The 25,327-nt window shown below is 62.8% G+C and carries 22 protein-coding genes and 1 tRNA gene; 15 read left to right on the plus strand and 8 right to left on the minus strand.

Annotated features, from left to right (window positions below; translation table 11 throughout):
* Nucleotides 1–4: 4 nt before the first annotated feature.
* Both MST27_RS13965 and MST27_RS13970 read left to right on the plus strand, forming a co-directional pair.
* On the plus strand, nucleotides 5–904 hold the full coding sequence (locus MST27_RS13965) for a LysR family transcriptional regulator (protein WP_243606549.1): 900 nt from the start codon (nucleotides 5–7) through the stop codon (nucleotides 902–904).
* 136 nt (nucleotides 905–1,040) lie between these two features.
* Nucleotides 1,041–2,057: a TRAP transporter substrate-binding protein gene (locus tag MST27_RS13970; protein WP_243606550.1), complete on the plus strand. Its 1,017-nt coding sequence runs from the start codon at nucleotides 1,041–1,043 to the stop codon at nucleotides 2,055–2,057.
* Nucleotides 2,058–2,094: 37 nt separating this feature from the next.
* On the opposite strand, the gene MST27_RS13975 is transcribed toward MST27_RS13970, so the two are convergent.
* A complete protein-coding gene (locus MST27_RS13975) occupies nucleotides 2,095–3,429 on the minus strand; it encodes a DUF2254 domain-containing protein (protein ID WP_243606551.1) in 1,335 nt (444 codons plus the stop codon).
* 237 nt (nucleotides 3,430–3,666) lie between these two features.
* Between MST27_RS13975 and acs the strand changes: the two genes are divergently transcribed.
* Nucleotides 3,667–5,622, plus strand: a complete 1,956-nt coding sequence (gene acs, locus MST27_RS13980; protein WP_243606552.1) for an acetate--CoA ligase — start codon at nucleotides 3,667–3,669, stop codon at nucleotides 5,620–5,622.
* A gap of 28 nt (nucleotides 5,623–5,650) precedes the next feature.
* Here acs and MST27_RS13985 read toward each other — a convergent pair whose 3' ends face one another.
* Both MST27_RS13985 and MST27_RS13990 read right to left on the minus strand, forming a co-directional pair.
* The gene (locus tag MST27_RS13985; protein WP_243606553.1) at nucleotides 5,651–6,781 is read right to left on the minus strand and encodes a mechanosensitive ion channel family protein; all 1,131 of its coding nucleotides are present in this window, start codon (nucleotides 6,779–6,781) and stop codon (nucleotides 5,651–5,653) included.
* Between the two features lie 109 nt (nucleotides 6,782–6,890).
* On the minus strand, nucleotides 6,891–7,244 hold the full coding sequence (locus MST27_RS13990; RefSeq protein WP_243606554.1) for a rhodanese-like domain-containing protein: 354 nt from the start codon (nucleotides 7,242–7,244) through the stop codon (nucleotides 6,891–6,893).
* Between the two features lie 61 nt (nucleotides 7,245–7,305).
* Here MST27_RS13990 and MST27_RS13995 point away from each other — a divergent pair, with 61 nt between their 5' ends.
* Complete coding sequence (locus MST27_RS13995; RefSeq protein ID WP_243606655.1) at nucleotides 7,306–8,175, plus strand: hypothetical protein; 870 nt, start codon at nucleotides 7,306–7,308, stop codon at nucleotides 8,173–8,175.
* 80 nt (nucleotides 8,176–8,255) lie between these two features.
* Here MST27_RS13995 and MST27_RS14000 read toward each other — a convergent pair.
* Nucleotides 8,256–8,345: transfer RNA gene (locus MST27_RS14000), tRNA-Ser, on the minus strand.
* A gap of 228 nt (nucleotides 8,346–8,573) precedes the next feature.
* On the opposite strand from MST27_RS14000, the gene MST27_RS14005 reads away from it, so the two are divergent.
* The 5 genes from MST27_RS14005 (at nucleotide 8,574) to MST27_RS14025 (ending at nucleotide 13,376) form a co-directional block, all read left to right on the plus strand.
* Nucleotides 8,574–9,881 (plus strand): HD-GYP domain-containing protein, encoded by a 1,308-nt coding sequence (locus tag MST27_RS14005; protein ID WP_243606555.1) that lies wholly within the window; start codon nucleotides 8,574–8,576, stop codon nucleotides 9,879–9,881.
* Between the two features lie 128 nt (nucleotides 9,882–10,009).
* A complete protein-coding gene (locus MST27_RS14010) occupies nucleotides 10,010–10,702 on the plus strand; it encodes a crotonase/enoyl-CoA hydratase family protein (RefSeq protein WP_243606556.1) in 693 nt (230 codons plus the stop codon).
* Nucleotides 10,703–10,828: 126 nt separating this feature from the next.
* Nucleotides 10,829–12,049, plus strand: coding sequence for an aspartate aminotransferase family protein (locus tag MST27_RS14015; protein WP_243606557.1), 1,221 nt, complete (start codon nucleotides 10,829–10,831; stop codon nucleotides 12,047–12,049).
* 52 nt (nucleotides 12,050–12,101) lie between these two features.
* Nucleotides 12,102–12,383, plus strand: a complete 282-nt coding sequence (locus MST27_RS14020) for a topoisomerase II (RefSeq protein ID WP_243606558.1) — start codon at nucleotides 12,102–12,104, stop codon at nucleotides 12,381–12,383.
* A 6-nt stretch (nucleotides 12,384–12,389) separates the two neighbouring features.
* A complete protein-coding gene (locus MST27_RS14025; protein WP_243606559.1) occupies nucleotides 12,390–13,376 on the plus strand; it encodes a succinylglutamate desuccinylase in 987 nt (328 codons plus the stop codon).
* Between the two features lie 18 nt (nucleotides 13,377–13,394).
* On the opposite strand, the gene MST27_RS14030 is transcribed toward MST27_RS14025, so the two are convergent.
* Nucleotides 13,395–13,757 (minus strand): YgaP family membrane protein, encoded by a 363-nt coding sequence (locus tag MST27_RS14030; RefSeq protein ID WP_243606560.1) that lies wholly within the window; start codon nucleotides 13,755–13,757, stop codon nucleotides 13,395–13,397.
* 115 nt (nucleotides 13,758–13,872) lie between these two features.
* Nucleotides 13,873–15,906, minus strand: a complete 2,034-nt coding sequence (locus MST27_RS14035; protein ID WP_243606561.1) for a S9 family peptidase — start codon at nucleotides 15,904–15,906, stop codon at nucleotides 13,873–13,875.
* Nucleotides 15,907–16,361: 455 nt separating this feature from the next.
* On the opposite strand from MST27_RS14035, the gene fadB reads away from it, so the two are divergent.
* From fadB to MST27_RS14060, 5 genes are all read left to right on the plus strand, one after another.
* Nucleotides 16,362–18,509 carry a fatty acid oxidation complex subunit alpha FadB gene (gene fadB / locus MST27_RS14040; protein ID WP_243606562.1) on the plus strand — a complete coding sequence of 716 codons (2,148 nt, stop codon included), beginning with the start codon at nucleotides 16,362–16,364 and terminating at the stop codon, nucleotides 18,507–18,509.
* Between the two features lie 18 nt (nucleotides 18,510–18,527).
* Complete coding sequence (fadA, locus tag MST27_RS14045) at nucleotides 18,528–19,703, plus strand: acetyl-CoA C-acyltransferase FadA (RefSeq protein ID WP_243606563.1); 1,176 nt, start codon at nucleotides 18,528–18,530, stop codon at nucleotides 19,701–19,703.
* A 78-nt stretch (nucleotides 19,704–19,781) separates the two neighbouring features.
* Nucleotides 19,782–20,009 (plus strand): DUF1653 domain-containing protein, encoded by a 228-nt coding sequence (locus MST27_RS14050; protein WP_243606564.1) that lies wholly within the window; start codon nucleotides 19,782–19,784, stop codon nucleotides 20,007–20,009.
* 304 nt (nucleotides 20,010–20,313) lie between these two features.
* Nucleotides 20,314–22,926, plus strand: a complete 2,613-nt coding sequence (gene topA / locus MST27_RS14055) for a type I DNA topoisomerase (RefSeq protein WP_243606565.1) — start codon at nucleotides 20,314–20,316, stop codon at nucleotides 22,924–22,926.
* A gap of 62 nt (nucleotides 22,927–22,988) precedes the next feature.
* The gene (locus tag MST27_RS14060; protein ID WP_243606566.1) at nucleotides 22,989–23,504 is read left to right on the plus strand and encodes a DUF6586 family protein; all 516 of its coding nucleotides are present in this window, start codon (nucleotides 22,989–22,991) and stop codon (nucleotides 23,502–23,504) included.
* Between the two features lie 19 nt (nucleotides 23,505–23,523).
* Here the strand turns inward: MST27_RS14060 and MST27_RS14065 are convergent, their stop codons facing one another.
* On the minus strand, nucleotides 23,524–24,363 hold the full coding sequence (locus tag MST27_RS14065) for a DMT family transporter (protein WP_243606567.1): 840 nt from the start codon (nucleotides 24,361–24,363) through the stop codon (nucleotides 23,524–23,526).
* A 174-nt stretch (nucleotides 24,364–24,537) separates the two neighbouring features.
* On the opposite strand from MST27_RS14065, the gene MST27_RS14070 reads away from it, so the two are divergent.
* Nucleotides 24,538–24,771, plus strand: coding sequence for a hypothetical protein (locus MST27_RS14070; RefSeq protein WP_243606568.1), 234 nt, complete (start codon nucleotides 24,538–24,540; stop codon nucleotides 24,769–24,771).
* Nucleotides 24,772–24,832: 61 nt separating this feature from the next.
* On the opposite strand, the gene sulA is transcribed toward MST27_RS14070, so the two are convergent.
* On the minus strand, nucleotides 24,833–25,318 hold the full coding sequence (sulA, locus tag MST27_RS14075) for an SOS-induced cell division inhibitor SulA (RefSeq protein ID WP_243606569.1): 486 nt from the start codon (nucleotides 25,316–25,318) through the stop codon (nucleotides 24,833–24,835).
* Nucleotides 25,319–25,327 lie beyond the last annotated feature (9 nt).

Here is a 25,327-nt window from a genome sequence, read left to right on the forward strand (position 1 = left end):
CCCTATGCGTCGAATCGATTTCGTCACCTTGCGGTTGTTCGCGGCGATCGCCGACGAGCGTAGCCTGACGCGAGCCGCCGAGCGCGAGCACCTGGCGTTGGCGGCCGTGAGCAAGCGCGTCAGTGACCTGGAAGGGCAGCTCGGGGTCAGCCTGCTCTATCGCCAGCCCAAGGGTGTGGAGCTGACCCCGGCCGGCCATGCGCTGCTGCACCATGCGCGCAACCTGCTCGACAGTCTGCAGCAACTGGACGCGGACCTCAGTGAATTCAGCCAGGGCGTCAAAGGCCACGTGCGCATCCACGCCAACACCTCGGCGGTGATCGAGTTTCTGCCTGAGGATCTGAGCAGCTTTGCCAGGCGCCATCCCGAGGTGAAGATCGACCTCGAGGAACGCGTCAGCAGCGACACCCTCCGCGCGCTGCGCGAGGGCCTCACGGACATCGGTATCTTCGCCGGGCACATGGCCGCGGAGGATCTGCAGGTCTTCAACTACCGGCAGGACCAACTGGTGCTGGTGACGCCGCGCGGTCACGCCTTGGCCGGCCAGCCGGCGCTCGCACTGCGCGAGGCGGTCGGCTACGACTTTATTGGCCTGCAGCAGGATGCTTCGCTGCACGCACTGCTTCATCAATCGTCGCTGCAGCTGGGCACGCCGCTGCGGCTGCGTATTCAGGTACGCAGCTTCGAGGCGATCTGCCGGATGATCCACACCGGCATGGGCATCGGCGTACTGCCGGAGCAGGTGGTGCGCAACTACCTGCCGGTGCTGGACGTGGCGGTGGTCCCGCTGACCGATCCCTGGGCGCGGCGTGAACTGAAGATCGGCGTGCGCAATCTGGAAGCCCTGTCGGTAACGGCCCGGCAAATGCTCGAACACCTCACCAGTCGCGAAGGGAGCGACTGATCTTGCGCGCTGCAGCCTGGTGCCTTCGCGATGGGCGAAGCCGTGCTTGGTCAAATATGAATTTCGGCCCGAAACGGTGCCGCGTAGAGTCCCGAACGTACACAGCTCACCACAACTACAAGACGGAGCTTTTCCCATGGCACGACTTTCTCTGCGCAGCGTCACCCGTTTGCTGGCCGCCTCGGCCCTGTGCGCTGTGTTCAGCGCCCAGGCCGAAGCGCAAACGGACGCCCCTATCCTGATCAAGTTCTCCCACATCACCGCCGACAGCACGCCGAAGGGGAAGGGCGCGCTTCTGTTCAAGAAGCTGGTCGAGGAGCGCCTGCCCGGCGAGGTGAAGGTAGAGGTCTACGCCAACTCCTCGCTCTACGGCGATGGCAAGGAAATGGAAGCGCTGCTGCTCAACGAGGTGCAGATGCTCGCCCCGGCCCCGTCCAAGCTCGAGCAGTACACCAAGCAGTTGCAGCTGTTCGACCTGATGTTCCTGTTCGATGACGTGGCGGCCGCGCAACGCTTCCAGCAGTCGGACAAGGGCAAGGCAATGCTCAAATCCATGGAGGACAAGGGCATCACGGGTCTGGCCTATTGGCTGAACGGGATGCGTCAGTTCACGGCGAACAAGCCGCTGCGTGAGCCGAGCGATGCGCGGGGGTTGAAGTTCCGGGTCCAGCCGTCGGACCTGCAGGCCGCGCAGTACACGGCATTGCGGGCGGTACCACGCAAGATGGCCTTTGCCGAGATCTATCAGGGGCTGCAGACCGGCGTGGTCAATGCACAGGACAACCCCTGGTCGAACATCTACAGCCAGCGCTATTTCGAAGTGCAGCCGTACATGACCGAGTCCAACCACGGCATCGGCAACTACCTGCTCATTACCAACACCCAGTTCTGGAACGGCTTGCCCGCGCCGGTGCGCACCGAGCTGGAAGCGATTATCGACGAGGTCACCACCGAGGTGAATCGCCAGGCGCAGGCCCTCAATGACAAGGCGCGTCAGGATATTCTCGACACCGGCAAGAGCGAGATCCTGGTCTTGACCGAAGAGCAGCGCAACGCCTGGCGCGATGCGGTGCGTCCGGCCTGGACGAAATATGAAGCCGAGATCGGCCCGGACCTGATCAAGGCCGCCGAGGCCGCCAACGCCGGCGATTGACCGGCCTCGTGCGCATCGCCCCACCGGGGCGGTGCTTTCAGCCGGGGTGATGGGAGTCGACCGGGATTCGCGCCACCTGTGGGTGTTTGCGCCCCTCGAGCTTGAGCAGTCGCTCGATGGCATCGTTCACCGCATGGCGGTCACGCCAGTTGCTCACCTCGGCATCCGCCTGGTCGCGCAAGGCGCGGATTTCGTCATGGATCGCCTCGATCTGCTCGTCGCTCGGGCTGTCGTGCAGCGCATTCTTCATGCACTGCAAAAGCGTGATCATGACCAGCGGGTCCTGGCTGGCGTAGACGCGAATGGGCGCGATCACGGTTTCGAGCATGCGCTGCATGGCCAGTTGCGGATAGAACAGGCGCGCCGTGCCTCCGTCGAAACAGCCGACATCGTATGGCGGAACGCCGCCGATTCGTTGCAGCAGGACACCGATCAGATTGACCGCACGCATCGCCGATCCCGGATCGTTGATCGCCGGGCTGATTGCCTTGACCGCGATCTCGGCCATCTGCCGCAGGCCGTAGGAGACGTTGGCATCGGCGAACTCGCTGTTGTGGAAGTCGAAGCAGTCGAGCGCCCATGCCTGCTCCTGTTCGTTCAACGGCTCGCTGAACCTGATCAGCGGGTGCCCTTCGACGAGAAAGAAGCCGGGCTCGACCTGAATCGCCCCGATCAGGCCGCGCTTGCTCAGTAGCTCCCCCAGGCGTTGCTCATTGACCGAACGCAGGTAGCCCGGCGTCGCGGCCGGCAGACACCACCAGTCCTGCGCAGCCGGGAAGGGCTGCGCCCGCGCGAGGCGTTTCTTGCGCTTTTCGAGGTTGGCGTAGGCGCCTTCGTACAGCTGGTTCAGCACCCAGTCGACCTGGATCGACTGTGATACCGAGCGAATGAAGACCACGAACATCGCCAGGTTGAGGATGCCCATCAGTAGGCCGAGCGCCAGGCCGACCGATGGGATGCTGGGCGGCTCGTTCGTATTGATCACGCTGATCATCAGCAGGTAGTAGAGCGTGCTGCCCAGGTAGATGCCGAGGATCACACGGTTGCGCGTGTCGCTGATCAACCCGGGCAGGACGCGTGGCGTCAGGCGCGCTGCCGCGCCGTTGAGCACCACCATCACCATGGAGAAGCTGAACACCATCAGCGAGATGATGCTGGTGATCAGTGTGCCGAGTATTTCCCGTCCCGTGTCGGGGTCTTTCAGGCCCGAGGGCAGGTGCTCGGCCAGCGAGCCCGCCAGTGGCGTGGCTTCGAACCCCAGTATGGCTGCAGCGATCAGCGCATAGAGCGCCGAGATCATCACCGGATAGAAGGCGATGCTGGCGGCGATTCTCTTGAACAGGCGAAAGAGTATGTTGGACGTAGCTGGCATGGTCATGTCTGTCGTGGCGATCGGGCATTGGAGCTATGACAGCCGTTGCGGCGGGAAGTACAGCCTCGAAGGAGCGTCTATGCTTGCAGGAGGCCGGCGGGCGATGCCCGGTGGAACAAGGTAGCCCCGCGTAGCTCGAAGATGATGTCTGCCAGGCGCTTGGTTGGGATTCGTATGGTTCGCCTGTAGGACAGGGGTTATTCGAAAGATAACGAGACCGACGAGTGAGGTACTGCCATGAGTGCTGCGTCCCTGTATCCCGTAAGCCCGGAAGTTGCCGCCCGATCATTGACCGACGAGGCCACCTACAAAGCGCTGTACCAGCAGTCGGTGGTCAATCCCGACGGCTTCTGGCGCGAGCAGGCCGCGCGCCTCGATTGGATCAAGCCCTTCACACGAGTCAAACAGACCTCCTTCGATGACCACCACGTGGACATCAAGTGGTTCGCCGACGGCACCCTCAACGTGTCGGCCAACTGCCTGGACCGCCATCTGGACAAGCGCGGTGACGAGGTGGCGATCATCTGGGAAGGCGACGACCCCTCGGACCACCGCCTCATCACTTATCGCGAGCTTCATCACGAGGTGAGCAAGTTCGCCAACGCCCTGCGTGGGCAGGACGTGCACCGTGGCGACGTGGTGACCATCTATATGCCGATGATTCCGGAGGTGGCGGTGGCCATGCTTGCCTGTGCCCGCATCGGCGCGATCCATTCGGTGGTCTTCGGTGGCTTTTCGCCCGAAGCGCTGGCCGGGCGCATCATCGACGGCAGTTCGAAGGTCGTGATCACTGCGGACGAGGGGCTGCGCGGCGGCAAGATCGTCCCGCTCAAGGCCAACGTCGACGAGGCCCTGACCAACCCGCAGACCAGCTGTGTACAGAAGATCATCGTGGTGCGGCGTACCGGCAACCCGATTCCATGGCACCCGCACCGTGACATCTGGTACGACGAACTGATGCGCGTCGCTGGAGACGTCTGCGCGCCTAAGGAGATGGGTGCCGAGGAACCGCTGTTCATCCTCTATACGTCCGGCTCCACCGGCAAGCCCAAGGGCGTGCTGCATACCTGCGGCGGCTACTTGCTCTACGCTGCGCTGACGCATGAGCGAGTGTTCGACTACCGGGCCGGGGAGGTCTACTGGTGCACGGCCGATGTGGGCTGGATCACCGGCCACAGTTATCTGGTCTACGGGCCTCTGGCCAATGGCGCCACCACCCTGATGTACGAAGGCGTGCCGAACCACCCCGACGTCACTCGCATCGCGAGGATCATCGACAAGCACAAGGTCAACATCCTCTACACCGCGCCGACAGCGATCCGCTCGATGATGGCCGAGGGCGCTGCGGCGATGGAAGGCGGCGATGGCTCGAGCCTGCGATTGCTGGGCTCGGTGGGCGAACCCATCAACCCGGAGGCCTGGCACTGGTACTACGAGACGGTAGGCAAATCGCGCTGCCCGATCGTCGATACCTGGTGGCAGACCGAGACCGGCGGCATCCTCATCACTCCGCTGCCGGGCGCCACTGCACTCAAACCCGGCTCGGCGACGCGACCCTTCTTTGGCGTGGTGCCTGGCCTGGTGGACAACCTTGGTAACCTGCTCGAAGGCGCGACCGAGGGCAATCTGGTGATTCTGGATTCCTGGCCGGGGCAGATGCGTACCATCTACCGTGACCACGATCGCTTCGTCGACACCTATTTCAAGACCTTCCGCGGCATGTATTTCACCGGAGATGGCGCGCGGCGGGACGAGGACGGCTACTACTGGATCACTGGCCGGGTGGATGACGTGCTCAACGTTTCGGGTCACCGCATGGGGACGGCCGAGATCGAAAGCGCAATGGTCGCGCACCGCAAGGTCGCCGAGGCGGCGGTGGTTGGCGTGCCGCATCCGCTCAAGGGGCAGGGGATCTATGTCTACGTGACGCTCGTCGCAGGCGAGGAGCCTTCCGATCAGCTACGCCAGGAGCTGCAGCAGTGGGTGCGGCGGGAGATCGGTCCGATCGCCGTACCGGACGTGATCCAGTGGGCGCCGGGCCTGCCCAAGACGCGCTCGGGCAAGATCATGCGGCGCATCCTGCGCAAGATCGCGACCGACGACTTCGACGCGCTGGGCGATGTCTCCACCCTGGCCGACCCGGGCGTGGTGCCACAACTGATCGAGGCGCACAAAAAGATCCGGTCGCACTGAGCGCGCGGCGGGCCAGCCGCCGTCATGCTCAGGCATTGGGCTGCAGTCGCGCGTCACCGCTCTGCTGCTGGTTGGCGGCCGGCGTTTCCTTTGGAACGCCGGCGACGCTGAGTTCCGGGAAGCTGCCACCGATGAACTCGACGCTGCGGGTCGGGAAGGCGAACTGCACGCCCATCTCGCGGATGCCGTCGAGCAGCTTCAGGTTGATCTCCTGCTGGGCGTCCATGTACTTGTTGTAGTCCGAGACCTGCATGATATAGACGACCTCGAAGGTCAGCTGGCTGTCGTCGAAGGCCAAGAAATGCGCCCGGTCGAAATTGGCATTTTCAACACCATCGATGATGCGCTTCACCAGCGCGGCGACTTCGCGGACCTTGTCCGATGGGGTGTTGTAGGTGATGCCGAACTTGAACACGATCCGTCGGGTATTCATGCGCTTGTAGTTGTGCAGGGTCTGCTTGAGCAGGTCGGCGTTGGCGCAAACCACCTGCTCGCCGCTCAGCGCGCGGATGCGGGTGGTCTTCAGACCGATGTGCTCGATGTTGCCCGCAACCGAGCCGAATACGACGAAGTCACCGATTTCGAAGGGCTTGTCCACGCCGATCGACAGCGACGCGAAGATATCGCTGAGCAGCGTCTGTACGGCCAGGGCGATGGCGATGCCGCCCACGCCCAGGCTGGCGACCATGGCGGTGATATCCACCCCCAGGTTGGCCAGGATCGACAACAGCATCATCGTCCAGATGACGATGCGGATCATGATGCCGATGATGGTCGTGGTGACCGGGTTGCGTGCCTTGCCGTCGCGCGTCAGGCTTTCCATCCACAGGCGCGCGGCGGTATCCATCCACAGCGCGATCTGGAACGCCAAGGCGATGAACCAGCCATGCGACATGGCCGATTCCCAGCGGTCCGGCAGCTGCACGACCTTCAGGGCGATGAGCAGCGACAGGGCAATCAGCAGGACATGGCTGGTGCGGCTGAGCATTTCCGCCGCAATACTGGCGAAACCGCTGCGCGAGCCCTTGGCGAGCTTTCTCAAACGGTTGGTGATGAGGCGCAGCACGGTCTGCAGGACCAGGTAGCTGACGACGGTAACGCCAAGGATGATGGCGATGTTGATCCACAGCTGTTCGTTCAGCATCTGGTCCCAATTCATCTAACGAGGCCTCCGGTCTAAGAGCGATGACTCTTTTCAGTAGTCACGGTCGCGCATTAGTTCCCGATTAGCCGCCTCGAAAGCGAAACGCTGTGGCACGCCCCGAGCGTCAGCGGGGCGGGGTAATGCCCTTGAGGTCCTCATAACCGCCGGCATTGTAGACCTTTTCATAGCCCATCTCGCGCAACAGGTCCTGTGCCGCGGAGGAACGGCTGCCGCTGCGGCAATAGAGCACCACCGGGGTGCCCTTGTCGGGCACTATGCTGGCGATGCGTTCGGCCAGATCTGCCGTTTCGATGCGTGTCGCACCGGGTAGGGCGCCTTGGGCATGCTCCTGCTCGGTTCGCACGTCGATAAGGACCGCGTCCGGTTGCTGCAGTGCACGGAGCGCGGCGGACTGGTCGACCTGCCCGGCGCTAGCCAGCGATGCAAAGGCGATCAGTGCGATCAAGAGTCGGTGCATGGCGCTTGCTCCTCGGACGTTGGATCGCGCTCAGCTTATCAGTCGGCTGAGGTTGGGAAGGATGAGCACCACTGCCGTGGCGATCAGGATCAGGGTCGCCTGCCTGATTTTCTTGTGCTTGAACATGATGGCGGCCTTGTTGTTGTCAGGCGCGGACGTCGATGGGAGCCGCGTCTTGATGGCTGTGATGATGGGAACGCGCTGCATGAGGATGACGCAGGCGCCCCTGTCGAGGGCCCTGGTCGCATGGTTCTGCACGCAGGTGTGGTCAGCTTCGTTCCTGAAAAAAACAAAGCAATATGTGGACCATCGTTTCAGCAGCAGGTATCGCGCACCCATCGGGCTCCCGGTTGTCCATCAGAGACAAGCCGACGAAAAGAGAGGGCACGACATGACTCGATACCTGATGATCCCGCTACTGACCGTTATTGCCGCCGGGCAGGCCGCGGCGCAGGAAGAGGGCCTGACGCTCCAGCAGGAGCGCGACCGCATTGGTGCGCGAATGGAAGCCGAAAGGCGTGAGACCGGGCGCGAGATCAATGCCATCCGCGAGCCGGAGGCAGCCCGCCAGGCGGAGCAGGCGCCCGACACCGGTGCGGTACCGTCGAACCGCGCCATCGGACCGCGTGCTGCCTCGCCACAGCAGTCGGGCGCCACGCCGGGGTTGAGCAATGACCCGGTCGGCGATCCGGATCCCGCCCAGCCCGGCGCGGAGGATTCGCCGATCACGACGACCGGTCCGGGAATTTCGACAACCGGTCCAGGGACGTCCACGACGACCGGTACGCCGGGCGAATCCAGTCCCCGTAATGGTGCAAATGGAAACGCCGGGTCGGCGGGTGGTGCGCCAGCGGGTGGAATCGGAACATCCAGCGGTAACGGGAACGCAGGGCCCGGGGGCACGAGCCTCGGGGCGTCGGGCGGCAACTGAGGCGCAAGCGCGAGCAGTGAAGGGCACTTTGCCTGGCCCGGAAACGACAAAGCCCCGGATGACGGGGCTTTGTATGGGTCTGGCGGTGAGGGAGGGATTCGAACCCTCGATACGGTTTCCCGTATACACACTTTCCAGGCGTGCTCCTTCAACCGCTCGGACACCTCACCGGATCTCGAGGACAGCTGGTGTCCGTCGAGGCGCGCTAATGTAGCCGAACACTTCGCCAATGGCAAAAAGTTTTTGAGTTTTTTCATGCGGTTAAGCGGCAGTTTAAATACTGGCAATTTGGCCGTGTTCAGGGAACCTACGCATATTCTAGGGTTCTGAAGTCTCGTGGGTGTCCGTTGCTCGGCCTGATGGCGACACCAGAATATGAAAAGCCGGGAAAGGCTTCGATGAAGTTATTCAAAAGCAAGCGCAAGCGCCCGGATGCGGTGCTGGTTCCGACCAAGCGGCGGCTGCACGTCAGCCACCTGGAACTCGGCATGTTCATTTGCGAGCTGGATCGTCCGTGGCGCCAGACAGATTTTCTTTTCCAGGGCTTTCCGCTGCTCAAACCTGAGCACATCCAGGCGGTGCGAGAACGCTGCGATTACGTGTTCGTCGACGACACCCGCCGTGTGCTGGTCGATCAGGGTCAATTGGTCGTGCCGTCGGCGACGCCACTGAAGGTAACCCGCAAACTCAACCGCATTCCGCTGTCACTCGAGGTGCAGGAAGCTCACGAGGCCTACCAGAACAGCGTGACGGTGCTCGATCAGGTCTTGCTCGACGTGCAGCAGGGGCGCGCGATCGATACCAAGGCGTGCCAGCAGCTCGTCAAGCGCAATCTGGAGAGCATGCTGCGCAATGAAAGTGCCATGCTCTGGCTGGCGCGACTGAAGTCGCAGGACGTCTACACGAGCCTGCACTGCCTGTCGGTCTCGATCCTTGCGATGGGCTTCGGCGCGCATTTGGGCCTGACCGACGAGAAGGTCGAGCTGCTCGGCATCGCCGGCTTGCTCCACGATGTCGGCAAAATGAAGATTGACCCGATGGTGCTGAACAAGCCTGGCAAGCTCACCCAAGCGGAGTTCGAGCACGTCAAGCAACACCCTGCATTCGGCTACCAGGCGCTTTGCACTCAGGCTGACATTCCGCCGGCAGCGGTGCAGGCCGCGCATGGGCACCACGAGCGCCTGGATGGGCGTGGCTACCCACAGGGGCTAGACCGCTACCAGATTCCCTTTGTCACTCGTGTAATCACCATCGTCGATGCCTTCGATGCCATCACCAGTCACCGTTCTTATGACAATGCCCGGCCGATCCAGGTGGCCTATGACATATTGCGCAGCGGTGCTGACCAGCAGTTCGACGAGGCACTCGTTCAGGAATTCATTCGCTGGCTTGGCGTATTTCCCGTCGGAACCCTGGTGGAGCTGCACACCGGCGAGGTGGCTCTGGTGCTTGAAAAGCACCCGGAACTGCATTTGCGTCCGAAGGTGGTGGTGTTGCGTAACGCGGACAAGCTGCCTTGCGAGCCGCGCTATCTGGACCTGGCGCAACTGACCGTCGACGCAGACGGCACGCCCTATCGCATCAGCAGCGGGCTGTCCGACGGTTCGTACGGATTGTTCGTGTCCGATCCGCAGCTGCAGTGCATCCTCCACCCGGAATTGCTTGCGGTCCTGGAGCTCGAGCCAGAACCGGCCGAAGCCCACTAGGGCGTCGTTTCTCTTCGGTTTTTTCCAAGCCGGGATCACGCCGGCGTGACCGGGCGGTCGGTCACCGCGCTTTACCTGCCGATCCTCGCTGGTTAACGTCTGGCGACTTCTAACAAGGAATCCGCGCCATGAGTGATCTGGTCTCTTACGAACTCGACGATGGTATCGCCACGCTGACGATCAACAACGGCAAGGTCAACGCCCTGTCCCCGGCGGTCTTCGAAGCCCTGAACGCTGCGCTCGATCGTGCAGAGCAGGATCGTGCGGTGGTGATCATTACCGGCCAGCCGGGCATCCTTTCGGGTGGCTACGACCTCAAGGTCATGACATCCAGTGCGGAGGCTGCGATTTCGCTGGTCGCTACCGGCTCCACCTTCACTCGCCGCATGCTGGCCCATCCTTTTCCCATCATTCTGGCTTGCCCGGGCCATGCCATTGCCAAGGGTGCATTCCTGTTGCTGAGCGCCGATTATCGAATTGGCGTCGAGGGGGCCTTTCACATCGGCTTGAACGAAGTCCAGATCGGCATGACCATGCATCACGCTGGCATCGAACTGGCGCGCGACCGGCTGCGCAAGTCGGCGTTTCATCGTTCGGTCATCAATGGCGAGATCTTCGACCCGCAGGGTGCCGTCGATGCGGGTTTCCTCGACCGCGTAGTGCCAGTGGGTGAGCTGATGCCGGTCGCCCGGGCAACCGCCGAGCAGCTGAAGAAGATCAACATGACGGCGCACCGAAACACCAAACTGAAGGTTCGCAAGGCCTTGCTGGAGACGCTGGACAAGGCCATCGAGCTGGACCGCCAGCATGCGCTGTCCTGACGGATCGTGGGACGCGGCAAGAGAATTTTTGCCGGGCCGTCCATTCCGCAAGCCCTGCGTTTAAACTGCGCGAGCAACGCCCCGCCATGGCGGGGCGTTTTCATTTTTCATCGCAGGAGAGCCCTGATGTCCGTCCCGCACACCCCGGTAGAACGCGCCGATTTCGACCAGGTCATTGTTCCCACTTTCGCGCCGGCCGCCTTTATTCCGGTCCGAGGCGAGGGGTCACGTGTATGGGACCAGAGCGGACGCGAGCTGATCGATTTCACCGGCGGTATCGCCGTCAACGTGTTGGGCCATGCCCATCCGGCATTGATGTCGGCGCTCACCGAGCAGGCCGCGAAGCTCTGGCATATTTCCAATATCTTCACCAACGAGCCGGCTCTGCGGCTGGCCAAGAAACTGGTCGCCGCGACCTTCGCCGACCGCGCGTTCTTCTGCAACTCCGGCGCCGAGGCCAACGAGGCGGCGTTCAAGCTGGCCCGCCGTTACGCCCACGACCGGTTCGGCGCTGAGAAGTACGAGATCATTTCCGCGGTGAACAGCTTTCATGGCCGTACGCTCTTTACCGTGACGGTCGGCGGTCAGCCCAAGTACTCCGACGGCTTCGGGCCCAAGATCGAGGGCATCAGCCATGTGCCCTTCAACGACCTGGCGGCGCTGGAAGCGGCGATTTCCGCCAAGACCTGTGCGGTGGTGCTGGAGCCGATCCAGGGCGAAAGCGGTGTACTGCCTGCGCAGAAAGCCTATCTCGAGGGTGCACGCCAATTGTGCGACAAGCACAACGCGCTGCTGATCTTCGACGAAGTGCAGACCGGCATGGGCCGCACCGGCGAACTCTATGCCTACATGAACTACGGCGTGACACCCGACATCCTCACCAATGCCAAGAGCCTCGGTGGCGGATTCCCCATCGGCCTGATGCTGACCACGAATGAAGTGGCCAAGCACTTCAGCGTGGGGACACACGGCACCACCTACGGCGGCAACCCGCTGGCCTGTGCCGTGGCTGAGGCGGTGGTCGATATCGTCAACACACCGGAGGTGCTGGCGGGCGTCAAACAACGTCATGAGCGCTTCAAGAGCGGCTTGCTCGAGATCGGAAAGCGCCACGGGCTGTTCGATCAGGTGCGTGGCATGGGGCTGTTGATCGGCTGCGTCCTGAACGACAGCTGGAAAGGTCGCGCGCGGGAGATCTTCGATGCGGCCGAGAAGGAAGCCTTGATGATTCTGCAGGCTGGGCCCGATGTCATCCGCCTTGCGCCGAGCCTGGTCATCGATGAAGCCGACATCGCCGAAGGCCTGGCCCGCTTCGAGCGAGCTGCGGCCAAGTTGGCGCAGGCCTGAACATTCGGGGCGTTCCGGCGCCCCTCTTTTCCCTCCAACGAGACGAACTGTGATGAGCGATAGCCTGCAACTGATCCTGGAAGACGTCGATGGAACCCAGCTGGAAACGTCCTGCACCCGCTTTGCCGTCATGTGGCAGGGCCGAGAAGTCTGGATCCAGCAGGTCGGCAACAACCAGCTGATGATCGGCGTGGACGTCGAAGATGGCGATACCGAGTATGCCAACCTGCTCCTGCGGCCGTTGGCGACGAACCTGGTCAGTCTCGAACTCGAGATGGAGCCGGTCGAGCGCGCGGCTGATGACCATGTGCACGGCCCTGACTGCGATCACTGATCCATCGTGCCGTTGCTCGCGGATTTCCTCGCGCTGACGCTGGCCGGCCAAGAGCCGGTGGCCAAGGAAGCGCGCACCCCGAGCGGGGCGCGGGTCCGCTGGCTGGCGGAGGGTGTCGTCGAGGTCATGCCCGTCGCGGCCGAGGACGCTGGGCTTGACCTGGTGCTGTCCGCCGGCGTGCACGGATGTGAGGTGGTACCGATCCGCTTGCTCGACCAGCTGATCCAACGGCTGGAGCGTGGCGACATCCGTCCTCGGGCGCGCCTGCTCTTGTTGCTCTGCAATCCGCCGGCGATGCGTCGTGGCGTTCGTCGGGTGGGGCAGGATCTGAATCGGCTATTCTGCGGTGCTCATGCCGGACAAACCGGGTGGGAGGCCGATCGGGCGGCATTGCTCGAGCGGGCGGCGGCCGAGTTCTACCGGACGCCTGGCCGGGCTCGCTGGCATTACGACCTGCATTCGGCGATGCGGCCATCACGGTTACCGCAGTTCGCAGTCTGCCCCTGGGTTCCCGACCGGTCGGTGTCGCCGCAGAGCTTGTGGCGGCTGGGCGAGGCGGCGGTGGATGCCGTACTCGTTCAGGAGCGGCCGTCCGCCACCTTCAGTGCCCACACCGCCACCCGCCATGGCGCGGAGGCGTTCACGCTGGAAGTTGCCGAGGCGCCGGACGGCACCTGGCCGGCCTGCCTGGATCGGCTGCTCGACGCTGCACAAGGCTGGATCGAGGCGACGGCCGTCCCGGCAGGGCTGGCGGGTATACGCCCTCAGGCGTATCGCCTTGCGCGAGAGATCGTCAAGCGCAGCGAGCGTTTTGTGCTGCACGTGCCGGACGATATCGAGAACTTCACGCCGCTGCCGCCAGGTATGCTGCTGGCCGAGGATGGTCCGCACTGTTGGGTCGCCGAAGGGCCGCACGATCACATCCTGTTCCCGCTGGCCGATGTGGCTGTTGGCGAACGCGCCGCGCTTATCGTCGAGCCGCGTCCTTGGTGACCCCGCCCTGGCCGAGGCTCAGACGCCGGTCGGAGGGTTGCGCAGTGAATCGTTGCCTGTGACGGTCGCCGTCTCCGTAGCCGCCTGTGCGCTGCGCTGGAGTTGCTGCTGATCCGATTCGCTGCGGTGCAACGGCATGTGGTGCGAGCGACCCTCGGCGTGCTTCGAATGCTCGTCGAGTTCGCAGAGCACGCGTTTGGCTTCGCAATGGCCGGTCACCCCGCGCGCCAGCGCCATACCGCCCATTGCGACTTGTAGCAGACCGCCGATTCCGCCGCGGCTCAATCCCTTGCCGAGGAAGAACAGCCCGCCGGCAATAGAGGCGGCTCGCTCCCAGCCGTGGACGTTCTGTGACGATTGCTTGATGGATTTCAGGTTCATGGCCGTTCACTCCGCTGTGATGTGAACAGATGACCGTCCCGCCCGGCGCCTCGTTCCGCCGGACCGACCGTGCGCCGGTGGCGCCCCGACCTGCGGCTGTTGCGCGCTAAAGGCGTCAGGCCCCGGTGAGGCCAAAAACCTTGAGCACGAAGGCGTACTCCAGCGCCACGTCCTTGAGCGCCTGGTAGCGGCCGCTCATGCCGCCGTGACCGGCGCCGAATTCGGTCTTGAGCAACAGCAGATTGTTGTCGGTGCGGGTGGCGCGCAGCTTGGCGACCCACTTGGCAGCCTCCCAGTACTGCACACGGCTGTCGTTGTAGCCGGCCACGGCCAGCAGTGGCGGATAGGCCTGGGCCCGGACGTTCTCATAGGGCGCGTAGGCGCGGATGCGTTCGTGCACCTCGGGCTGGTTCGGGTCGCCCCATTCGTCGTACTCGGTCACGGTCAGCGGCAGGTCGGCGTTGAGCATGGTGTTGAGCACGTCGACGAAGGGCACCTCGGCGATCGCCGCACCGAACAGCTCCGGACGCAGGTTGAGCACCGCACCGATCAGCAGACCACCGGCGCTACCGCCGCTGATGGCCAGGCGTGGCGACGTGGTGTAGCCATCGGCCAACAGCTGTTCGGCGCAGGCGATGAAATCGTTGAAGGTGTTCGGCTTGTGTTCCAGCTTGCCGGCGCGGTACCAGGCCTCGCCCAGATCACCGCCGCCACGCACATGCGCGATGGCGAAGACGAAGCCGCGGTCGAGCAGCGACAGCCGCGCGTGGGAGAACCAGGGGTCGGGGCTGTGACCGTAGGCGCCGTAGCCGTAGAGGTAGAGCGGTGCGGGCTTGCCGAAGCTGTCGCAGCGGCCGACCAGGCTGATGGGAATCTGCGTGCCGTCCTGGGCGGTGGCCCAGATGCGCCGACTTTCATAGGCATCGGCATCGAACGGGCCTTCCACCGGGGTCTCCTTGAGCACCTCCTGCGTGCCGTCGGCCAAGGTCAGCTGGCGAATCTGCGCCGGGCGATTCAACGCCTCGTAGCGCAGGCGGATCACCGTGCTGTTGAATTCCAGCGAATTCTGCACGTGCAGGCTGTAGGCCGCATCGGGCAACTGCAGGCGATAGGGCTGGACGCCCTGTGGCCGCACCTCGATCACCGGCAGGCCGCCTTCGCGCAGGGTCAGGGTGATCGCCTCGGCGTTCAGGCTGACATCCTCGAGCATCACTGCGTCGTCATGCGGGACCAGCTCCTGCCAGTGCTCGCGGCCTGGCTCGGCCTCGCTGGCGTGATAAAGGGCGAAGTTGATGCCCGCCTGGTTGCTGCGGATCAGCCAGCGCCACCGGCCTTCGTACAGGCCATGATCGGGGAAGTACTCGTGATCCTCCTGGCGCGGTGCCAGACAGGTCCAGCTGCCCTCCGGCTGGTCCGCCGAGAGCACCCAGGCTTCGCTGGTGGTCTTGCTGTGGGAGAGGATGACCAACTGGCGGTCGGAGCTGGCGCGGTAGCAATGCACGAAGAAGCGCCCGTCCGGGTCGTGATAAACCTCGCTGCTGTCCGTATCGCCAAGGCGGTGGCGGTAAATCTTGTGCGGGCGGTGGGTCTCGTCCAGCTCGCCGTAGAACAGGGTCTGGCTGTCGTTGGCCCAGGTCATGCTGCCGTCGCAGTTGTCGAAGGGCAGCTCGGTGACCGCGCCGCTGGCCAGGTCCTTGACGTAGAGCCGGTAGATCTCGTCGCCCTCGCGGTCGAGGCTGTAGGCGAGCTTGCTGTGGTCCTGGCTGACGCTGAAGGCACCCAGCGAAAGGAAGCCGCCACCGGCCAGTTCGTTGGGGTCGAGCAGCAGCTGTTCGGCGTTTTCATCGACGGTCAGCGAACCATCCAGCGAGCGCGGGCAGCGATAGTGTCGCGGATACTCATCCCCCGCAGTGGTGCGCTGGTAGTACAGCCACGGGCCCCAGGGGGAGGGCAGGGAAAGATCGGTTTCGCGGATGCGGCGCTTGATCTCCTGGAAAAGCGTTTCACGCAGATCCGCTTGATCAGTCAGTTGTTCCTCCAGATAGGCGTTTTCGGCCTTCAAGTAGTCCAGAACGTCCTGGGCGTCGCGGTTCTCGAGCCATTTGTACGGATCGCGGCCTTGGTCGACTCGGGCGATAGGGGCGGGCATTCGATACTCCTGGGCGCCTCGCGGAGAAACGGCGAGGCGGTGCTGAAAAGGTCAGGCGCGCAGTGTACTCGGCACGTCATCTTCTGTGACGACCTTGAGCGGGGCAGGTTCAGCGGGTTGGGTGTAGCGGATCAGGAATGTGAATGGTGCTTGATGGGTATCGGTGGCCGGTTCGAATCGCACCGTCACGCCGTCGACTAGTCTTAACGGTCTGGTTGGCGGGTGAGCTGGCGAGCGCATGGCGCTGATTGACAATGGATCGCTTTTCCATGAAGGTGTGCTCACCCAAATCAAACGGGCGTATGAATCGAGCGTTTGCCCTGCAAACGCCGTCTGCCCGGATTATCGTGTCGGTGGGTGTCGTTTCTCCGGGTGTCGCTTCCGAATCGGTGACGGCCTCGGGGTCGAAGACGTGCGACGCGTAACGTTCAGCTTCCATACCTGGAGATCAGTTGATGATTTACGAAGGTAAAGCCATCACGGTTAAGGCTCTTGAGAGTGGCATCGTCGAATTGAATTTCGACCTCAAGGGTGAGTCCGTCAACAAGTTCAATCGTCTCACTCTCAACGACCTACGCCAGGCCGTCGACGCCATCAAGGCCGACGCTTCGGTCACGGGTGTGATCGTCACCAGCGGTAAGGATGTATTCATCGTCGGTGCTGACATCACCGAGTTCGTCGACAACTTCAAGTTGCCCGATGAAGAGCTGGTCGCCGGCAACCTCGAAGCGAACAAGATCTTCAGCGATTTCGAAGACCTGGGCGTACCCACCGTGGTCGCCATCAACGGCATCGCCCTGGGTGGCGGTTTCGAGATGTGCATGGCGGCGGACTATCGCGTCATGTCGACGACCGCCAAGGTCGGTCTGCCGGAAGTCAAGCTGGGCATTTACCCGGGCTTTGGTGGCACCGTACGCCTGCCACGCCTGATCGGCGTGGACAACGCCGTCGAGTGGATCGCTTCGGGCAAGGAAAACCGTGCCGAAGACGCGCTCAAGGTTCGCGCGGTCGATGCCGTCGTGACTCCCGACAAGCTCCAGGCCGCCGCACTGGATCTGATCAAGCGCGCCATTTCCAGCGAGCTGAACTACAAGGCCAAGCGTCAGCCGAAGCTGGACAAGCTCAAGCTCAACGCCATCGAGCAGATGATGGCTTTCGAGACCTCCAAAGGCTTCGTCGCCGGTCAGGCTGGCCCGAACTACCCGGCTCCGGTCGAAGCCATCAAGACCATCCAGAAAGCCGCCAACTTCGGCCGCGACAAGGCCATCGAAGTCGAGGCTGCCGGCTTCGTCAAGCTGGCCAAGACCTCGGTTGCACAAAGTCTGGTCGGCCTGTTCCTCAGCGACCAGGAGCTGAAGAAGAAGGCCAAGGCGTACGACAAGCAGGCGCGTGACGTGAAGCTCGCCGCCGTACTGGGCGCCGGCATCATGGGTGGCGGTATCGCCTACCAGTCGGCCGTCAAGGGCACGCCGATCCTGATGAAGGATATCCGCGAAGAGGGTATCCAGATGGGTCTGGACGAAGCCTCCAAGCTGCTCGGCAAGCGTGTCGAAAAAGGCCGTTTGACCGCTGACAAGATGGCTCAGGCGCTCAACGCGATCCGCCCGACCATGTCCTACGGTGATTTCGGCAATGTCGACATCGTCGTCGAAGCCGTGGTCGAGAACCCGAAGGTCAAGCACGCCGTGCTGGCCGAGGTGGAAGGCCACGTGCGCGAAGACGCGATCATCGCCTCCAACACTTCCACCATCTCCATCAGCTACCTGGCGCAGGCGCTCAAGCGTCCGGAAAACTTCTGCGGCATGCACTTCTTCAACCCAGTGCACATGATGCCTCTGGTGGAAGTGATCCGCGGCGAGAAGACCAGCGAAACCGCCATCGCCACCACGGTTGCCTACGCCAAGAAAATGGGCAAGAGCCCGGTCGTGGTCAACGATTGCCCGGGCTTCTTGGTCAACCGCGTGCTCTTTCCGTACTTCGGCGGCTTCGCCCGCGCCATCGCCCACGGTGTCGACTTCGTTCGTGCCGACAAGGTGATGGAGAAGTTCGGCTGGCCCATGGGCCCGGCCTACCTGATGGACGTCGTCGGCATGGACACCGGCCACCACGGCCGTGACGTGATGGCCGAAGGCTTCCCGGATCGCATGAAGGACGATACCCGCACCGCCGTCGACGTCATGTACGACGCCAACCGCCTCGGCCAGAAGAATGGCAAGGGCTTCTATGCCTACGAGATGGACAAGAAGGGCAAGCCGAAGAAGGTCGTCGACCCGCAGGCCTACGAGCTGCTCAAGCCGATCGTTGCCGAGACGCGCGAGCTGTCAGACGAGGACATCATCAATTACATGATGATCCCGCTGTGCCTGGAAACCGTGCGCTGCCTGGAAGACAAGATCGTCGAAACCGCCGCCGAAGCCGACATGGGCCTGATCTACGGCATCGGCTTCCCACCCTTCCGTGGGGGTGCGCTGCGCTACATCGATTCGATCGGCGTCGCCGAGTTCGTCGCGATGGCCGACAAGTACGCCGACCTGGGCCCGCTGTACCACCCGACCGCGAAGCTGCGTGAGATGGCCGCCAACGGCCAGCGCTTCTACGGTTAATCGAGGGAGAGAGAATTCATGAGCCTGAATCCAAGAGACGTCGTGATTGTCGACTTCGGCCGTACCCCGATGGGGCGTTCCAAGGGCGGCATGCACCGCAATACGCGCGCTGAGACCATGTCAGCGCACCTGATCGATGGCCTGCTGGCACGCAACCCGAAGATCGATCCGGCCGAAGTAGAGGACGTGATCTGGGGCTGCGTGAACCAGACCCTCGAGCAGGGCTGGAACATCGCCCGCATGGCGTCGCTGCTGACCCGCATTCCGCACACCAGCGCCGCGCAGACCGTCAGTCGCCTGTGCGGCTCGTCGATGAGCGCCCTGCACACCGCTGCCCAGGCGATCATGACCGGCAACGGCGATGTGTTCGTCGTCGGTGGCGTCGAGCACATGGGCCACGTCGGTATGATGCATGGCGTCGACCCTAACCCGCAGCTGTCGCTGTATGCCGCCAAGGCGTCCGGCATGATGGGCCTGACCGCCGAGATGCTCGGCAAGATGCATGGCATCACCCGCGAGCAGCAGGACGCCTTTGGTGAGCGCTCGCACCGCCTGGCGCACAAGGCGACGGTCGAGGGCATGTTCAAGGATGAAATCATCCCGATGGAAGGCTACGACGAGGACGGCTTCCTGAAGGTGTTCGACTTCGACGAAACCATCCGCCCGGACACGACCCTGGAAAGCCTGGCGCAGCTCAAGCCGGCCTTCAATCCGAAGGGCGGCACCGTGACCGCCGGTACCTCGTCACAGATCACCGACGGTGCATCCTGCATGATCGTCATGTCGGCGCAACGTGCGCAGGACCTGGGCATCCAGCCGATGGCCGTGATCCGTTCCATGGCGCTGGCAGGCGTTGATCCGGCGATCATGGGCTATGGTCCGGTGCCGGCAACCCAGAAGGCGCTCAAGCGCGCCGGTCTGACCATGGACGACATCGATTTCGTCGAACTGAACGAAGCCTTTGCGGCCCAGGCCCTGCCTGTGCTCAAGGACCTCAAGCTTCTCGACAAAATGGAAGACAAGGTCAACCTGCACGGTGGTGCCATTGCGCTGGGCCATCCGTTCGGTTGCTCCGGAGCGCGTATTTCCGGCACGCTGTTGAACGTGATGAAGCAGAAAGGTGGAACCCTCGGCGTGGCCACGATGTGCATTGGTCTCGGTCAGGGAATCACGACGGTGTTCGAACGCGTCTAAGCTGTCTGAAAGGCGAAGACCGGGGCCCACGCGCCCCGGTTTTCTTTTTGAAGCGCCGCTGGGACGGGGAGGGGTCAGATGCAGGTTACGCCAGGCCGTTATCGCCATTACAAGGGACCGGAGTACCGGGTCTATGCGGTGGCCACGCATTCGGAGACCGAAGAGCCGGTGGTTTTCTACCAAGCGCTTTACGGCGATTACGGGCTGTGGGTAAGACCGCTTTCGATGTTCATCGAAACGGTCGAGGTCGACGGCGAGACGCTGCCGCGATTTGCGCTGATCGAAGCCGAACCCAGCCGGTTTTGAGGCGCGTGGATGGGGGTTGGCTTAACCCTCGTGCTTGACCTCGCGTCTCTCGCCACTATATATAGCGGTGCTTTTCCAGGAGAGCGCGTGTCGTCGCGGTCTGCTGGAACAGGTGACAAAACCCACCGGGCAGCGGTGCTGCCAAGGGATTTCGCAGTGGGTATGGAAGATTTCCGGGGCATCCCGATGCCCCACTGCAGCGCTGGAAAGGCCTGCTTCGCTTCTTTCTGCGGTACCGATCGGCGGCGACATCGCCATAGATCAATTCTTCAAGCCATCTCTAGATTCAGGAACCTTCCTCTCCATGGGTAAATCGCTGGTCATCGTGGAATCACCGGCCAAGGCCAAGACAATCAACAAGTATTTGGGCAACCAGTACGTGGTGAAGTCGAGTATCGGCCATATCCGCGACCTTCCTACCAGCGGCTCTGCCGTGCGCGAGCCAGCCAAGCGGGGCAAGGCGGCTGCAGCCGAGGCGCCTGCGCTGTCGCCGAAGGAAAAGGCCAAGCGTCAGCTGATCGCACGGATGGGCGTCGATCCTGAGCATGGCTGGAAGGCCCGCTACGAGATCCTACCCGGCAAGGAAAAGGTCATCGACGAGCTGCGTCGCCTGGCCAAGGAAGCCGACACCATCTATCTCGCGACCGACTTGGATAGGGAAGGGGAGGCCATTGCCTGGCACCTGCGCGAGTCGATCGGCGGCGACGACAGCCGCTACAAGCGTGTGGTGTTCAACGAGATCACCAAGAAAGCGATCCAGGAAGCCTTTGCCCAGCCGGGCGACCTGGACATCAACCGGGTCAATGCGCAACAGGCACGTCGATTTCTCGATCGTGTAGTCGGTTACATGGTTTCGCCGCTGCTCTGGGCCAAGATCGCTCGAGGCCTGTCTGCCGGCCGGGTGCAGTCTGTGGCCGTGAAGCTGGTCGTCGAGCGCGAGCGTGAAATTCGCGCTTTCGTCCCCGAGGAATACTGGGAAGTCCACGCTGACCTCGCCACGTCGAGCAACGCCAAGGTTCGCTTCGAAGTTGCCCGTGAGAATGGCGAGGCCTTCAAGCCGCTTAACGAAAGTCACGCCATGGCCGCCCTCGAGCAGCTCAAGGGCGCGACCTACAGCGTGGCCAAGCGTGAAGACAAGCCCACCAGCAGCAAGCCCTCCGCTCCGTTCATTACCTCGACGCTGCAGCAGGCGGCGAGCAACCGCCTCGGTTTCGGCGTGAAAAAGACCATGATGATGGCGCAGCGGCTTTACGAGGCCGGCTATATCACCTACATGCGAACGGACTCGACCAACCTGTCCGCCGATGCGCTGACCATGGTCCGTGGCTTTATCGAAGGCGAGTTCGGTGACAAGTACCTGCCGGAAAAGCCCAACTTCTACTCCAGCAAGGAAGGCGCGCAAGAGGCGCACGAGGCCATCCGGCCATCGGACGTCAATCTGCGGCCGAACCAGCTGTCAGGCATGGAGCGCGATGCCGAACGGCTCTACGATCTGATCTGGCGCCAATTCGTCGCCTGCCAGATGCCGCCGGCTCAGTATCTATCGACCAGCGTGACCGTGGCCGCTGGCAACTACGAGCTGCGTGCCAAGGGCCGTATCCTACGGTTCGACGGCTATACCCGGGTCATGCCCCAGCAGAGCAAGAGCGGAGAGGACGACGTCCTGCCGGACATGAACAAGGGCGACGGGATGAAGCTGATCAAGCTCGACCCGAGCCAGCACTTCACCAAGCCGCCGGCGCGTTACTCCGAAGCCAGCCTGGTCAAGGAAATGGAAAAGCGTGGCATTGGTCGCCCTTCGACCTATGCCGCGATCATCTCGACCATCCAGGACCGAGGCTATGTGTCCCTGCACAACCGCCGCTTCTATTCCGAGAAGATGGGCGACATCGTTACCGAACGGCTTTCCGAGAGTTTCAATAACTTGATGGACTACGGCTTCACCGCCGGCATGGAAGAGCATCTCGACGACGTCGCCCAGGGCGAGCGCGAGTGGAAGCACGTACTCGACGAGTTCTATGGCGACTTCCGCAACAAGCTGGAGCTTGCCGAGGGCAGTGAGAACGGCATGCGGGCCAACCAGCCCACCCCGACGGACATTCCGTGCAAAGTGTGCGGGCGGCCGATGATGATCCGAACCGCCTCGACTGGCGTCTTTCTGGGGTGCTCGGGCTACAGCCTGCCGCCGAAGGAGCGTTGCAAGTCAACGGTGAACCTGATTCCGGGCGATGAGATCGCCGCCGATGATGAGGGTGAGTCCGAATCCCGTGTCCTGCTCGGCAAGCATCGTTGCCCGATCTGCAGCACGGCGATGGACGCTTATCTGCTGGACGAAACGCACAAGCTGCATATCTGCGGCAACAACCCGGACTGCACGGGCTATGAGATCGAGGAAGGCCAGTACCGGATCAAGGGCTACGAAGGCCCGAGCCTCGAATGCGACAAGTGCGGCAGCGAGATGCAGCTCAAGACCGGCCGTTTCGGCAAATTCTTCGGCTGCACCAATGCCGAGTGCAAGAACACCCGCAAGTTGTTGCGCAACGGCGAAGCGGCGCCGCCGAAGATGGATGCGGTAAAGATGCCGGAGCTCAAATGCGAGAAGGTCGACGATACCTACGTACTGCGTGATGGCGCGTCCGGCCTGTTCCTCGCGGCGAGCCAGTTCCCGAAGAATCGCGAAACCCGCGCTCCGTTGGTCAAGGAGTTGCTTCCGCACAGGGACGAAATCGACCCCAAGTATCACTTCCTGCTCGATGCGCCCCAGCAGGACCCGGAAGGCCGCCCTGCGGTCATCCGTTTCAGCCGCAAGACCAAGGAGCAATACGTCCAATCGGAGGTCAACGGAAAACCGACCGGTTGGAAAGCGTTCTACGATGGCGGTAAGTGGAAAGTCGAAGACAAGAGCAGTTCCAAGTGACACCCTCGAGTCGGTTACCGGACGGGTACCGACTCGATCTTCAATCCAGTGGAGAGCACGCCATGGCGCACGAGCTTTATACGCGGACCAACCAGAAGATCTACTTTGCCGGTTTGTCCTTGGAGAGCTGGCGACGCGCCGAGGAAAGTCTCGGGTTGAACGCACCCGGGCTGATCCAGGCCGAGCGGGAAGCCAGTCTTTTTCACCTCTACGGCGCCCTGCTTGGTTTGTGCCACGAAATTGCAGGCTATTACCGCTTACCCAATGCCCGCGCGCCGCGTGTCGAGGCGATGCTGGAGCTGGACAAGACCGCGCCGAGCCCTGAGTTTGCCGAGCTGATGGAGCTCGCGGGCAACCCTGAAACCTGGTTGGCGCAGCTGCTCGGGGCTCATGGCCGGCTGTTCGAGCCGCCGCGCGCCCCGGCGAAAGCGAAGATCGATCCGAGCCTGCCGCTGATCGAAGCCGTCCGTGTGGATGACGAACAGGAACATGCCCTCTCGCGTGAGCAGATCGAAAGCTGGCGACAAAACCTGAAGGGCCTGGCGCTGCGCTTTCGAGAGGCATTGACCGAGTGGTAGGGGCGGCGTGACGCCAGGTTCAAACCTGACGACGCGTACTCAGCACCAGGGCGATGCCTCCGAGGATTGCGATGCCCGCGACCAGGGTTCGTCCGGTGAGGTTTTCACCCAGCAACAGGCTGCCAGCGAGCGCTGTAAGCAGCGGCACGCTCAGTTGCACGCTGGCACCTTGAACGGCGCTCAGTCCAGGTAGCGCGGCATACCAGATGGCGTAGCCGATGCCGGAGGTGAGCGCGCCGGACGCTACCGCGTAGAGCGCACCTGTTGCGTCCCATCGCAGCGTCGCAGCTCCAGCCAGGCACATCACCGTCGCGATTGGCGTCGCCCGGATGAAATTTCCGGCCGTCGTCGCCAGCGGGTTCGGTTTCCCCTTGCCCATCAGTGAATAGGCGCCCCAGGCGATTCCCGAGACCATCATCAGCACCGATGCCGTCATCGGCGGGGTGCGAGCACCCGGTAACAGCAGGGCGGCAACGCCTGCTGTCGCCAACAGCATGCCAGCGACTTGCATCGGTGCCAGGCGCTCCCCCTTCAGCATGCCCCAGGCGATCATGCTGAGCTGAACGGCCCCGAACAGCAGCAATGCGCCCGCGCCGGCATCAAGTTGCACATAGGCATAGGAGAACGCCGCGGCATAGGCGAACAGGGCGAGCGCGCCCCGCCAACTACCCGCGCACGAATCCGCCTTCGCGCGCATACGAACCATCAGCCACAGAACGCCAGCGCCTGCCACCAGGCGCAACAGGGTAAACGTCGCCGGGTCGATGCTGGTGTCGCGCAGGGCGACACGGCACAACAGGGAATTCCCGGCGAATGCCAACATGGCAAGTGCGGTAAGCAGGTAAGTCTTGGAGATCATTGATGGTTTCGGGAGACGGCGTCGCTCTCGCGGCTGGGCGGTCATCGTACTTGCCCTTGACGATCTGATGCACCCGTCGTGTGGGCGGGGCGAGGGCGGCTGCATAAGCCATAAAGGCTGGCGGTCATGTCGGTGGCTGTTACAATGCCCGCCTTTCACCAGAGAGCCAGTCCTATGCCAACCTCATTTCTGGAAATCGTCGAGCTTCCCGATGGCAGCATCGTGCTGCGTCGCGCCGATGACGAAGGGGTGCTGGTGACGCTGGATTTTTCCGACGACGCCAAGGCCTTCCTGCAGGGGCAACACGTCGAAATCGCCAAGGCGATGTTCAATGTGGGCGTACAGATGGCAGGTCGGATGTCGGAAGGAGAGCTGGAGCAGGAAGAGGCTCCGCGCGTCTTGCATTGAGCGGCGGGCGTTGCGCCCGGCGTGTATCGATGGCACATCCCTGTGCCGGTGTCTTCAGGCTTCAAGCCATTCTGATGTTCAGACTCTGGGCGGCGCCCTGTTCGGCTGCGGTGCGCAGCCTGGCGCGACTGGCACGATCCAGTCGATCGAACCAGGTGATCACCGTATGGCTGCAGCCGGACATCAGTGCCTTGCAAGCCAGGTCAAGGGCGGTCTGAGACGCCCGGGCGGGCAACAGCAGGATGCGGTCGCGATTGAATCCACTTTCCTTCAGCCAGCTGTTCGACAGCGAGCCTGGCGGCGCTATCAGCGTAAGCCAGCGGGTATCGATGGCTTGGCTCAGATCGCGCAGAATCGGGGCGATCAGCAAGCGACAGTGAATGTCGCTGCCTGTCAGCGTCATCTCACTGAGGCGTTCCTCGGCGGGTTGTACGGCGGCGTTTGCCTGTTCGAGTCTCACGAACGGTGTGATGCCCTGCGAAAGGAGTCCTTCGAACAGGGAGAGCTGCGGTGGGTTGCCTGCAACGGGTAGTGGTTGATACTGCATAAACCTCTC

It is taken from the genome of Stutzerimonas marianensis, from assembly GCF_022810315.1.
Classification (GTDB): Bacteria; Pseudomonadota; Gammaproteobacteria; order Pseudomonadales; family Pseudomonadaceae; genus Stutzerimonas; species Stutzerimonas marianensis.